At 62.6% G+C, this 12,389-nt stretch carries 10 protein-coding genes and 1 pseudogene; 3 read left to right on the top strand and 8 right to left on the bottom strand.

Annotated elements, in window-relative coordinates; all coding sequences use genetic code 11:
• Positions 1–5 precede the first annotated feature (5 nt).
• From MF6396_RS28420 to MF6396_RS06845, 5 genes and pseudogenes are all read right to left on the bottom strand, one after another.
• Positions 6–593, bottom strand: coding sequence for a hypothetical protein (locus tag MF6396_RS28420; protein WP_153046066.1), 588 nt, complete (start codon positions 591–593; stop codon positions 6–8).
• Between the two features lie 6 nt (positions 594–599).
• Entirely contained in the window at positions 600–956 is a 357-nt protein-coding gene (locus MF6396_RS06860; RefSeq protein WP_078479954.1) for a hypothetical protein, read from the bottom strand.
• An 85-nt stretch (positions 957–1,041) separates the two neighbouring features.
• Positions 1,042–1,722, bottom strand: a pseudogene (locus tag MF6396_RS06855) (secretin and TonB N-terminal domain-containing protein); the annotation flags it as partial.
• A gap of 107 nt (positions 1,723–1,829) precedes the next feature.
• On the bottom strand, positions 1,830–2,804 hold the full coding sequence (locus MF6396_RS06850; protein WP_078479952.1) for a FecR family protein: 975 nt from the start codon (positions 2,802–2,804) through the stop codon (positions 1,830–1,832).
• 17 nt (positions 2,805–2,821) lie between these two features.
• Positions 2,822–3,310: an RNA polymerase sigma factor gene (locus MF6396_RS06845; protein WP_043862508.1), complete on the bottom strand. Its 489-nt coding sequence runs from the start codon at positions 3,308–3,310 to the stop codon at positions 2,822–2,824.
• 620 nt (positions 3,311–3,930) lie between these two features.
• On the opposite strand from MF6396_RS06845, the gene MF6396_RS06840 reads away from it, so the two are divergent.
• Positions 3,931–5,094 carry a type III PLP-dependent enzyme gene (locus MF6396_RS06840; protein WP_043862509.1) on the top strand — a complete coding sequence of 388 codons (1,164 nt, stop codon included), beginning with the start codon at positions 3,931–3,933 and terminating at the stop codon, positions 5,092–5,094.
• A gap of 66 nt (positions 5,095–5,160) precedes the next feature.
• Here the strand turns inward: MF6396_RS06840 and MF6396_RS06835 are convergent, their stop codons facing one another.
• The 3 genes from MF6396_RS06835 to MF6396_RS06825 form a co-directional block, all read right to left on the bottom strand.
• Positions 5,161–5,640, bottom strand: a complete 480-nt coding sequence (locus tag MF6396_RS06835; protein WP_043862510.1) for a hypothetical protein — start codon at positions 5,638–5,640, stop codon at positions 5,161–5,163.
• Positions 5,641–5,751: 111 nt separating this feature from the next.
• Complete coding sequence (locus tag MF6396_RS06830) at positions 5,752–6,534, bottom strand: tetratricopeptide repeat protein (RefSeq protein ID WP_078479951.1); 783 nt, start codon at positions 6,532–6,534, stop codon at positions 5,752–5,754.
• Positions 6,535–6,537: 3 nt separating this feature from the next.
• The gene (locus MF6396_RS06825) at positions 6,538–7,218 is read right to left on the bottom strand and encodes a Fe2+-dependent dioxygenase (RefSeq protein WP_078479950.1); all 681 of its coding nucleotides are present in this window, start codon (positions 7,216–7,218) and stop codon (positions 6,538–6,540) included.
• 217 nt (positions 7,219–7,435) lie between these two features.
• On the opposite strand from MF6396_RS06825, the gene MF6396_RS06820 reads away from it, so the two are divergent.
• Together MF6396_RS06820 and MF6396_RS06815 are read left to right on the top strand one after the other, a co-directional pair.
• Complete coding sequence (locus tag MF6396_RS06820) at positions 7,436–9,727, top strand: TonB-dependent receptor (RefSeq protein ID WP_078479949.1); 2,292 nt, start codon at positions 7,436–7,438, stop codon at positions 9,725–9,727.
• A gap of 106 nt (positions 9,728–9,833) precedes the next feature.
• Positions 9,834–12,383, top strand: a complete 2,550-nt coding sequence (locus MF6396_RS06815; RefSeq protein WP_078479948.1) for a PepSY domain-containing protein — start codon at positions 9,834–9,836, stop codon at positions 12,381–12,383.
• The last annotated feature ends 6 nt before the right edge of the window (positions 12,384–12,389 follow it).

Raw genomic sequence — 12,389 nt, 5'->3', positions numbered from 1 at the left:
AAGCACTACTCTCTAACTATGCTTTTTTGATTATCCACCCATGCTTTAGTCGTAATGAAATCAAACAACGTATTATTAGCACTATTTATCATTCTAAAATTTCGGTCTGCCCAGCAGTCCCTAGCACCTTCAAAACTGTTATTTGCATGGGCACGGCAAGCATAGTTTGCCGACCCCTTCTTGTTATCGATGTCTCTAATGAATATTGCCGTATTGGCGTCGACAATTGTGTCAATACAATCATCCAAAAGCCCATAAGGCCCCATACTCCCCCAATTGGTCGTTTTTAATTTCCTATCCCAGCACTCTTTAAATTTTTCTTCTGGCGAATTTTTTGAGGCCAGAATAAAATCAACCACCTTATTAACGTCATTGATTATCTCGGGCTTTGTTCCATGCAATCCTGTCGTAGCCCCATAATATATAGCGTTTACCACCTTAAAACGTCTATTTTCTTCTTTCACTTGGTGTAGATTTTCTATCGCAGCACCCAGTTCTTCTTTTTTTGCTTCCAATTCTTTCTCTTGATTAAACGCAAAGAATGTAACACCAACAAGCCCGAACATTGATAGCAGTGCAAAAATTTTCATCATTAAATGTTAATCCCTTTGTTCTCGTCGGGAAGCAGGCAGACGTGCTTTAGCAGTACGCAGCTGCTTTTTACCACTTCTATTCCCTCGCACGACTACTTGGTTTTTTCTGTCCAAAGTTTCAATAGTTTCTTTTTTTATGTTTTTGTAGTCCCCATTCAACTCATATTCAAAAGAAACCGTATCGGTTTTATAAATCCACTGCTGGGAGCCGCAAGCCTTAAAGCTGTAATTTTCACCATCAATTTCTATTACGTGGGAGTGCAACGCGGAAGTATTACCACCACGACTTGGAGGTCGATATTCCTCAATCAGGTAGAGGTTGTACTCCGTGATTTTTTTGCTTTCAACTCTTAAAGGTTTCATCAAGCAGCCCTTGGAAATCGGACATCTGAGACTACTAAGGTGCCAGCACTCTGTCCACTCAACGAATTTTATTAGAAAACGCTAGACCGCTGGAAATCGGCGCCATCGACAACTGCGGCTGGCCATACGGGGCGAATGCGGCGGGAATGCCATCGATCAGCACCGTGGAACGCGGCGACAGGCGCGAGGTGAGCCCGCGCACGCCGACGTTCAGCGCGATGTCGCTGCCGCCGGTGCCGTTGGAGTCCTGCACCTGCACACCCGGCACCCCGCGCAGCACGTCGCGCACGCTCAGCGCGCCCTGCTCGACCATGGCTTCACGGCGTACCACGGTGCGCGCACCGGGGTGGTTCTGCACCACGCTTTCCTGAGCGTCGCCCAGCCAGTCGCCGACCATGCTTATGTCGGTAGGCGCCAGCTCCAGGGTGCCGGGCGCCGTGCTCACCGGCTGCGCCGCGTGCAGCACCACGGTGCCCTGGGAAATCTCGTAGGTCAGCCCGCTGCCCTGCAGCAGGGCCTGCAGCGCCTGTTCGGGGGCCAGGTTGCCGGACACCGCCGGGGCCTGCTTGCCGGCCACCAGGTCGGGGCTGAAGAACAGTTGCAGCGATGTCTGCCGGCCCAGCTGGCCCAGTGCCGCGGCCAGCGGCTGGGCCTGGATCTGGATGCTGGTGGGTGCCGAATCGGCGTAGCTGTTGGCGATGCCGCCGCTGACGGCCAATGCCAGTGCCAGCGGCAGCCAGCGTTTGGAAACCTTGTTGTTGTTCACGTCGTCGAGAAGTCCTGAGGGTCAGAAAATCGGCCACCGCCTGCGAATGAAAATGCTTGGCAGTTGCAGTTGGGCAGGAAGACGAACAACGGGAAAAAAACCTGAATCTATTTTGCGATTATTTCTTGCGAGCCATCGGCATGGGCCTTGATGGCCACCGGCAGGATGCTGGGCAAGGCGCGCAGCAGGGCGTCGGTGTCATCGGTGCTGAAGCTGCTGCTGAGGCGCAGCGCCGCCGTTTTGCCGGGAGCCACGCGCAGCGGGTGTTCGCGGTAGCGCGAGACCTCGCGCACCACCTCGCCCAGCGGCACATCGTTGAACACCAGTTTGCCGCCGCGCCAGGCGGTCAACGCGGCGGCGTCCACCGTATAGGGCGCTGCCACCGCGCCATGGGCATCGATGTGCGAGCCGAGGCCTGCGCTCAGCAGCGCCTGCCCCTGGCCGTCGCCCTGCACGCGCACCGAACCCTGCTCGACCGCCACACGGGTCTGCTCGCTGTCGCGGCGCACATCGAAGCGCGTACCGGTGACCGTGACCTTGCCATGGCCGGTGCTGACCACGAAGGGGCGGGCCGTATCATGGGCAACGCTGAACATCACCTCGCCCTGCTCCAGGCGAATGTCCCGCTGCCCGGCACTGAAACTCACCTGCACCCGCGTGCGGCCGTTGAGCTCCAGGCGCGAGCCATCGGGCAGGTCGAGCTGGCGACGCTCGCCCAGGCCGGTCTGCATCTGGCCCTGGTAATTGAGCTGGTCCTGCTGCCAGCCGAACCAGCCAAGCCCTGCCGCGACCGCCACCACACTGGCTGCCAGGGCCTGGCGCAACAGGCGTCGACGCGGCAGCTGGCGTACCGGGTCGGGCGCACACAAGGCCTGCAGGCGCTCGCGCGGCAGCAGGTCGGCCGCGCCCCACAGGCGCCCGAGCAGGTCGTACTCGTATTTATGCTGGGGGTGCTGCGCCAGCCAGGCATGCAGTTGCGCCTGCTGCTGGGGCGTCAGGGGCGCATCGCGGCCACGGGCGAACCATTCGGCGGCCTGGTCGCGCACGGCATCATCGCCGCAGGGGCATGTGCCCTGATTCATGAAAACATTTGCCTGACTCATCTCGTTGACACATCCAGGTGCTCACGCAGATGCCGGAGCGTGCGGATCATATACTTTTCGACCATGTTCTTGGTCAAGCCCATGCGCTCGGCGATCTCGGCCTGGGTCAGGCCTTCGAGCTTCTGCCAGATGAACACCTTGCGGCAGTTGAGCGGCAACTCGGCCAGGGCGCGTTCCACGCTGTCGGCCAGCTCCAGTGCATGCACATAGGCCTCGGGGTCATCGCCCGGGGTGGGCGACAGGTCCAGCCCTTCCTGCTCCAGGGCCTGGCGCCGGTCTTCGCGCCGGTAGCCGTCAACGGCAATGTTGCGTGCCGTCTGGTGCAGATAGGCGCGCGGCTGCTCGACTGGCAGGGCGGGGTTTTCCAGCACCCGCACAAAGGCATCGTGCGCGAGGTCCTCGGCCTGCTGACGACTGCGCAGCTTGCGTGTCCAGGTGCCGATCAGCTCATGGTAGTGGTCGAGGAAGCCTTTGTGTCGAGACACGGTGCGGGGGTCGTCGCTAGGCGGGAGGGAGGTTGCGAATAGTAATTTTTCTTATTAAACCCGGCAATCACCGCCGGGCGATTGCCCTGCAACAGCGCCCATGCGAGTGGCTAAAAATATGCACACACGCCCCGCTGTGAACGGTGCCCGTGCCCTGCCCGTTCAAGCTGTTTGCGTGCGCTTGCACAACCTTTTGGGGCCATCGTCGCCGAAGTTGACGCCATCGTTGTTTTAGCTGATTTGGCCTGCAAAAGCTGCGAACGTGCGGGTATTTTTAACGCTTCGCAAAACTTCGGGAACATCTGCCTGTCATCCGGGTCGGTTAAAACGAGGGGTGTCTGCAACGTGCGTCAGCGTAGCGAAAAAACGCGAGATTTTTTGTTGATCTTGAATCCTTCAGGTCCTAAAGTTCGCGCCGAGCGTCCATGCTGGAAACGATCCATCCGGCTCAAGTACTGACGACGAGACAGCAAGGTCACCCGCTGCGCAGCTTCTGCGACCCGGTTGACCTTTTTGCTTTCGGCGACATGCCTTGGGAAGTAGGCGAACCAAAGTGGGGATACGGAGGGCGCTCAGTTGCAGCCACTTATTCATTCAGTTTGCCCATGGAGTCCCCCAGCATGTCGATCCAGGTCGAAGACTACTTCGCACGCGATACCTTCAACAAAATGAAGGCGTTCGCCGACAAGCAAGAAACCCCGTTCGTGCTCATCGACACGGCCATGATCAGCAAGGCCTATGACGACCTGCGCGCCGGTTTCGAATTCGCCAAGGTGTACTACGCGGTCAAGGCCAACCCTGCGGTCGAAATCATCGACCTGCTCAAGGACAAGGGCTCGAACTTCGACATCGCCTCGATCTACGAGCTGGACAAGGTGATGGCCCGCGGCATCGGCCCGGAGCGCATCAGCTACGGCAACACCATCAAGAAATCCAAGGACATCCGCTACTTCTACGAGAAGGGCGTGCGCCTGTACGCCACCGACTCCGAAGCCGACCTGCGCAATATCGCCAAGGCCGCACCGGGCTCGAAAGTGTATGTACGCATCCTCACCGAAGGCTCCACCACCGCCGACTGGCCGCTGTCGCGCAAGTTCGGCTGCCAGACCGACATGGCCATGGACCTGCTGATCCTGGCCCGCGACCTGGGCCTGGTGCCTTACGGCATCTCCTTCCACGTGGGTTCGCAGCAGCGCGACATCAGCGTGTGGGATGCGGCCATCGCCAAGGTCAAGGTGATCTTCGAGCGCCTGAAGGAAGAAGACGGCATCGTGCTCAAGCTGATCAACATGGGTGGCGGCTTTCCGGCCAACTACATCACCCGTACCAACAGCCTGGAAACCTATGCCGAAGAGATCATTCGCTTTCTCAAGGAAGACTTCGGCGACGACCTGCCGGAAATCATCCTGGAGCCTGGCCGCTCGCTGATCGCCAACGCCGGCATCCTGGTCAGCGAAGTGGTGCTGGTGGCGCGCAAGTCGCGTACCGCCGTGGAGCGCTGGGTATACACCGACGTGGGCAAGTTCTCCGGCCTGATCGAAACCATGGACGAGTCGATCAAGTTCCCGATCTGGACCGAGAAGAAAGGCGAGATGGAAGAGGTGGTGATCGCCGGCCCGACCTGCGACAGCGCCGACATCATGTACGAACACTACAAGTACGGCCTGCCGCTGAACCTGGCCATCGGTGACCGCCTGTACTGGCTGTCGACCGGCGCCTACACCACCAGCTACAGCGCGGTGGAGTTCAACGGCTTCCCGCCGCTGAAGGCGTACTACCTGTAACCACGGGTCAGCTGCACACGAAAGGCGACGGTTGCAACCGTCGCCTTTTTTCATGGGCCCGCGCGGTCAGCTCAGCACACGCAGTACATGTGCCTCGAACTCGAGGTTCTCCCCGCTGATCACATTCAGGTAATCCATGCCGTCGGAGTGACGGTAGTTGCCGATGCTGCACTCGTAGGTGTCATAGAGCTTCAGTCGCAGCACGTCATGGTCGCCCCACTCCCCCAAGGGCTTGACCAGCCAGGGCTCGCTGGTACCCCCCGGGAACAGGCCCACATAGTGATTGAAGTTCTTGCCCACCGCCGCGCCCCGATAGAACCCGGTATCCGAAGAGCTGGAGATGTTGTAGGTAATGCGCCGGTCGGTGTGGGAGACGTAGTCGAAACGAAAATTGACCGGCTTGATGAGCCGGGTGTCGGTCATCACCTGCAACCAGCCATCGTTGTCGATGCCGCCTTCGACCAGGCTGATACCGATACGGCCCTTGTGGCCCGGCGTCACCGAGTAGAGGCTGGCGATGAATGAGAAATTCCAGGTGTCACTCATGGCGACCCCCTGCGCAGGCAAGGCCCGGGTGACTGGCAAGACGGTGGTTGCTGTTCATGGTCGATCTTCCTTGAGAAGCATGGGAGTGATCGAGCATAGAAAGGCGGCAGGCTAAACCCGAGAGTGAAGGCTTTCCGTGGCCTGCCGCGACACCTGCTCCAGACGCTGCCGATAGGCCCCCGCCATCGCCTGGATCTGCGGCTGCTCGGCCTGCTCCAGGCTGGCCACTGCAGCACGCAGGAAGTTGCCGTTACCCTGCTCCAGGGCCTTTTGCAGCCACACCAGCGACTGCTCCATGTGGCCTTGCTCGGCGAGGATCGCCGCATGGCTGAACTGGCCGCGAAAATCGCCGGCCTCGGCAGAAAGACGATACCAGTGCATGGCGGCGTGCCGGTCGGCCGCGCAGGCCAGCCCCTGCTCCAGGTAACGTCCCAGCAGGTTCATCGACTTGGCGTGGCCGGCGTGGGCGGCCTGCTGATACAGGTGCAGGGCCGCAGCATGGTCCTGGCCCACACCCCGCCCCGTGGCCAGCAGGTTGGCCAGGTTGTACTGACCCCAGTCCAGCCCTGCGGCAGCGGCCGCACGGTAGTGAGCGGCCGCCGCCGCCAGGTCGGCCTGCCCTCCCCACCCATGCTCCAGGCAGCGCCCGAGCATGTTGTGCCCCATCGCACTGCCCTGGCGGGCGGCAATGCCGAACCAGGTCCGCGCCAGTGCCGGGTCCTGCTCGATGCCACGCCCGTCGAGCAGGATCTGCCCCAGCAGCAGCTGTGCCTCGACAACGTTCTGCGCGGCAGCCGCCAGCAGGGCCTGGGCCGCCTTGCCCGGACTGTGATCGATGAGTTGATGCAACTGGTCGATATCGACCTGTTCTTCGCGACGCAGGCTGAAGGTCACGGCTCAGACCTCTGCCCAGCGGCGCAGCAGGTTGTGGTAGGTGCCGGTGAGCTGAATCAGCGACGGGTGGTCGGGCACATCCACCGTGAGCTGCTGGATGGCGTTGTCCATCTCGAACAGCAAGGCCCGCTGGCTGTCCTCGCGCACCATGCTCTGGGTCCAGAAAAACGCCGCATAGCGCGCCCCGCGGGTTACCGGGTTGACCTTGTGCAGGCTGGTGCCGGGGTACAGCACCATGTCGCCTGCCGCCAGCTTGACCTGCTGCAGGCCATAGGTGTCCTGGATCTCCAGCTCGCCACCGTCGTATTCGTCGGGGTCGCTGAAGAACAGTGTCGACGACAGGTCGGTACGTACCCGCTCATGGCTGCCGCGCGGCTGGCGGATGGCGTTGTCGATGTGAAAGCCGAAGCTGCCCCCGTCGCGGTAGCAGTTGACCAACGGTGGGAACACCTTGAACGGCAGCGCCGCCGACATGAAGCGCGGGTTGCTCCACAGGCGCTCGATCATCGCGCTGCCGATTTCCTTGGCCAGCGGATGCGCCTCGGGCAGCTGCAGGTTGTGCTTGGCCTTGGCCGACTGGTATCCCGCGGTGATCTTGCCGTCGGCCCAATCGGCCTGCTCCAGCGCCTGGCGAATACGCTGCACTTCTTCGCGGGTGAACAGGCCGGGAATGTGTAAAAGCATGGCGCAGGCACCAGGGGTCGGCTAAAGGGCGTCAATGGTATTGATTCTTATTGAACCAGTACAAGCCCCTTGCGAGGGGCGGGACGTTTCAGCAGGCATAAACCGCTACACAAAGGTGTAAAGAATGTAAATTCAGTACGAATAGCAATTGATCTCAATTGTTACTCATATTTGTTTACATTATATTTCGGCGCCTTCACACCTTGGGGACCTTCCGATGTCGCGCCATTACGTGCCTACCGCTGTCAGTTCACCACGCCTGCTTGCTTCTGCCATCGGGGTCGCGTTGAGCGCCACGTCCGCCGGCCACCTGGCCTATGCGGCCGACGCAGCCCCGGCCACAAGCGGCTCGATCGCGCTGGATGCCACCAGCATCAATGGCCAGGCCGATACCGCCAGCACCGACTACAAGGTCGAGAAGTCCTCATCGCAGAAGTACACGGCGCCGCTGGTGGACATCCCGCGCAGCGTGACCGTGGTGCCGCAACAGGTCATCAAGGACACCAACGCCCTGACCCTGCAGGATGCCCTGCGTACCGTGCCTGGCATCACCATGGGCGCCGGCGAAGGCGGCAACCCGTCGGGCGATCGCCCGTTCATTCGCGGCTTCGACTCGCAAGGCTCGATGTACCTGGACGGCGTGCGTGACGTGGGCTCGCAGACCCGCGAGATCTTCGCCATCGAATCGGTTGAAGTGGCCAAGGGCCCCAACTCGACCATCGGCGGGCGCGGTGCAGCCGGTGGCACCATCAACCTGGTGACCAAGAAGGCCCACCTGGGCAACAGCACCGACGGTGCCTTCACCTGGGGCTCGGACCAGACCAAGCGCTACACCTTCGATGGCAACTACCAGTTCCTCGACACCGCAGCGTTTCGCCTGAACCTGATGAGCCACGAAAGCAACGTGGCCGGTCGCGACGAGGTCAACTACGACCGCTGGGGCGTGGCCCCGTCCCTGGTATTCGGCCTGGGTACCCCGACCCGGCTGAGCCTGGACTACTACCACGTGGAGAGCGACGACCTGCCGGATTCGGGCATCCCCTACGGCCTGCGCTCGGGCAGCACCGCCGGGCGCACCTCGGCCAACCCGGACAAGCCTGACGATGGCGGCCGCAGCAGCAACTACTACGGCCTGGTCGATCGCGACTTCTACAAGACCCGTGCCGATATCGCGACCATCGCCGTCGAGCACGACCTGAACGATGCGCTGACCCTCAAGAACACCCTGCGCCACGGCAACACCCTGCAAGACTTCATCTACAGCCAGCCCGACGACAGCAAGGGCAACATCCTCAACGGTGAAGTCTGGCGCCGCCCGAACAACCGCGTGGCCAACACCCGCACCACCACCAACCAGACCGACCTGTTCGGCGAGGTGTACATCGGCGGGTTCAAGAACACCTTCTCCACCGGTATCGAGCTGAGCCGCGAGGCCTCCACCAAGGAAGGCTACGACATCACCGGCTTCCGTTCCGGCAACTGCTCTTCGGCCACCGGCCAGATCCCGGGTGTGTGCACCTCGTTCCCCAATCCCAACCCGAACGAGGCCTGGGGCGGCGACGTGACCCGTACCGATGCCGGCGCCGACACCACCAGCAGCACCCGCGCCATCTACCTGACCGATACCCTGGAGCTGAACCCGGCCTGGCTGCTGACCATGGGCCTGCGCTACGACCACTTCGACACCAAGGCCAAGACCAAGGTGGCGGGTGGTGCGACCAGCTTCAAGACCGAAGACACCAGCGAGTTCGTGACCGGCCAGTTGGGCCTGACCTGGAAGCCGACCGACAACGGCAGCGTGTACATCTCGTATGCGACCTCGGCCACCCCGGCCGGCGCTTCGCTGGGTGAAGGCAGCGACGGCAACCCGCTGCTGACGCCGACCACCACCAGCGACCTGAAGGCCGAAGAGACCACCAACTACGAAATCGGCACCAAGTGGGACCTTCTCGATCAGCGTCTGAACCTGACCGCCGCGATCTTCCGCACCGAGAAGGAAAACGCCCGCGTACTGGTCGATGCCAACACCTACCAGAACGCCGGCAAGAGCCGCGTCGATGGCCTGGAGCTGACCGCCACCGGCAAGCTGACCAATGACTGGCAGGTGTTCGCCGGCTACACCTACATGGACGCCAAGCTGGTCGACGGTGGCGCGCAGTCGGTCGGCGGTGTGCTGGTGGACGGCTACAACGACGGCAACCAGATGCCCAACACGCCGAACAACAGCCTGACCCTGTGGACCACCTACAACGTCACGCCAAAACTCACCCTCGGCGGTGGTGCCTTCTACGTCGACGACGTGTTCGGCAACGTGACCAACAGCGTGATGGTCGATTCGTACTGGCGCTACGACGCCATGGCCAGCTACAAGCTGACCAAGAACGTCGACCTGCAGCTGAACGTGCAGAACCTCACCAACGAGGTCTACTACGACAAGGCCTACGCGGCGCACTACGCCAACCAGGCGGCCGGTCGCACGGCGCTGCTGACCACCAGCTTCCACTTCTGACGGGAGCTGGCAGGCCCGGCCCCGTTCACTTCGGTGATCGGGGCCTTTGTGTATCAAGGCATAATGCGCGGCGCATTCACGCAACCCGCAACACAAGGTGGTCGATGTGGTGAAGAAAAGCCTGTTTCAACTGCACTGGTTCTTCGGCATCACCGCCGGGCTGGTGCTGGCGCTGATGGGAGTGACCGGGGCAACCTGGTCGTTCCAGGACGAATTGCTGCGCCTGTTCAACCCACAGGTGCTCAAGGTGCAGGTGCGCGACGAAGGCGTGCTGCCGCCGGCCGAACTGGTGCGCCGCGTCGAGGCCGAACAGGGCGACAAGGTGTCGATGCTGTGGGTGAACGTGCGCAGCGACGAAGCTGCGCGCATCTTCTTCACCCCACCGCCGGGCGAGCGCCGCGGCACCCTGCGCTATGCCGACCCCTACACCGGCAAGCTGCAGCCCCCGGTCAGTGGCCAGGGGTTCTTCGACCTGATGCTGCAGTTGCACCGCTTCCTCGCCATGGGCGACACCGGCCGGCAGATCACCGGCGCCTGTACCCTGATGCTGATCTTCTTCTGCCTGTCGGGGCTGTACCTGCGCTGGCCGCGTCAGGCGCTGAACTGGCGAACCTGGCTGACCCTGGACTGGGCGAAGAAAGGTCGTGTCTTCAACTGGGACCTGCACGCGGTGGCCGGTACCTGGTGCCTGCTGTTCTACCTGCTGTTTGCCCTGACCGGGTTGTTCTGGTCCTACGAGTGGTACCGCGAGGGGCTGAACCGGTTGCTGGGCGATGCACCGGCCGCTGGCGAACAGCGCAAGCGCGGCGAAGGCCGTGGCCGCCCGCCCGCACCCGGCAAGGATGCGGCGCCGCTGGTGGTGGACTACGACGCCATCTGGACCAGCCTGCAGGCAGCGGCCGGCCCGGGCCTGCGCACCTATAACCTGCGCCTGCCACCGGCCGGCGGCCAGCCCGCCACCCTGTTCTACCTGCTCGACAACGCCGAGCACGAGCGCGCGCTCAACACCCTGAGCCTGGACCCGGCCACCGGCGTGGTACGCCAGCACGATCGCTACGCCGACAAGTCGTTCAAGGCGCAGCTGCTGGCCAGCGTGTATGCCCTGCATGTGGGCAGCTACTTCGGGCTCACCGGGCGCATCCTGGTGACCATCGCCAGCCTGAGCATGCCGCTGTTCTTCATCACCGGCTGGCTGCTGTACCTGGACCGCAGGCGCAAGAAGCGCCAGGTACGCGAGGCGCGCAAGGGCCTGAACCCGGCCGGCGACACAGGCAACGGATGGCTGGTGGGGTTTGCCAGCCAGAGCGGCTTCGCCGAACAACTGGCCTGGCAGAGCGCCGGGCAACTGCAGGCGGCGGGCCTGGCGGTGCGCGTGCAGCCCCTGGCGACGCTGACCGAAACCGATCTGCAGCAGGCGCAACGCGCGCTGTTCGTGGTCAGCACCTTTGGCGACGGCGAGGCGCCGGACAGCGCCCGCGGCTTCGAGCGCAAGGTGCTTGGCCAGCCGTGGACGCTGGGTAACCTGAACTACGCCCTGCTCGCACTGGGAGACCGCCAGTACCCGCATTTCTGCGGGTTTGCGCGCAGCTTGCAGCACTGGCTGGAGGCTCGCGGTGCCACCGCCAGTTTCTCTGCCGTGGAAGTCGACAGTGCAGATCCTGCTGCCTTGCAGCAATGGCAGCAGCAATTGGCGGCATTGACCGGCGCAGCGCCGCTGTCTGCCTGGCAGCCGCCGCAGTTCAGCGCCTGGACCTTGACCCGGCGCGAGCTGCTCAACCCCGGCAGCCAGGGCGCACCGGTGTACTTGCTCGGTCTGCAACCGTCGCAGCCAGAGCGCTGGGATGCCGGGGACCTGGTCGATGTACTGCCGCGCAATGCCGGTTCGACGGTCAAGGCGTTGCTCGACGGGCTTGGCCTTGAGCCTCACACGCTTGTGCGTGTGGACGGCCTGGAGGAGCGCCTGGACCATGCACTGGGCGGGCGGCTGTTGCCGGCCAGCCGCGGCCACCTGATCGGCCTGCACGCGCAGGCGCTGGTGGATGCGTTGATCCCGGTGGCAGCGCGCGAATACTCCATCGCCTCGATTGCCAGTGACGGTGTGCTGGAGCTGATCGTGCGCCAGGAGCGTCATCCGGACGGCACGCTGGGCCTGGGCTCGGGCTGGTTGACCGAACACCTGGCGCTGGGCGCGAGCGTGAGCGTGCGGTTGCGCCGCAACAGCGGTTTCCATCTGCCGACGGCTCCGGCACCGATGATCCTGATCGGCAACGGTACCGGGCTGGCCGGGTTGCGCAGCCTGCTGAGGGCGCGAATCGTGGACGGCGAGCAACGCAACTGGCTGCTGTTTGGCGAACGTAACCGGGCGCATGACTTCCTGTGCGAGGAGGAACTGCAGGGCTGGCTGGCGAGTGGTGAACTGGCGCGGCTGGACCTGGCGTTCTCGCGGGACCAGGCGCAGAAGGTGTATGTGCAGGATCGGCTGCGCGAACAGGCTGATGAGCTGCGTCGATGGCTGGCGGAGGGAGCGTCGATCTATATCTGTGGCAGCCTTGAAGGCATGGCGGCGGGTGTGGATGCGGTGCTGGCCGAGGTGCTGGGGGCTGAAGAGCTTGAGCAGTTGATCGAGCTGGGGCGGTACCGGCGGGATGTGTATTGAGCGTCA

Source organism: Pseudomonas sp. MF6396, from assembly GCF_002018915.1.
Taxonomy (GTDB): Bacteria; Pseudomonadota; Gammaproteobacteria; order Pseudomonadales; family Pseudomonadaceae; genus Aquipseudomonas; species Aquipseudomonas palmensis.
This window is presented reverse-complemented; position numbering and strand designations above follow the sequence as displayed.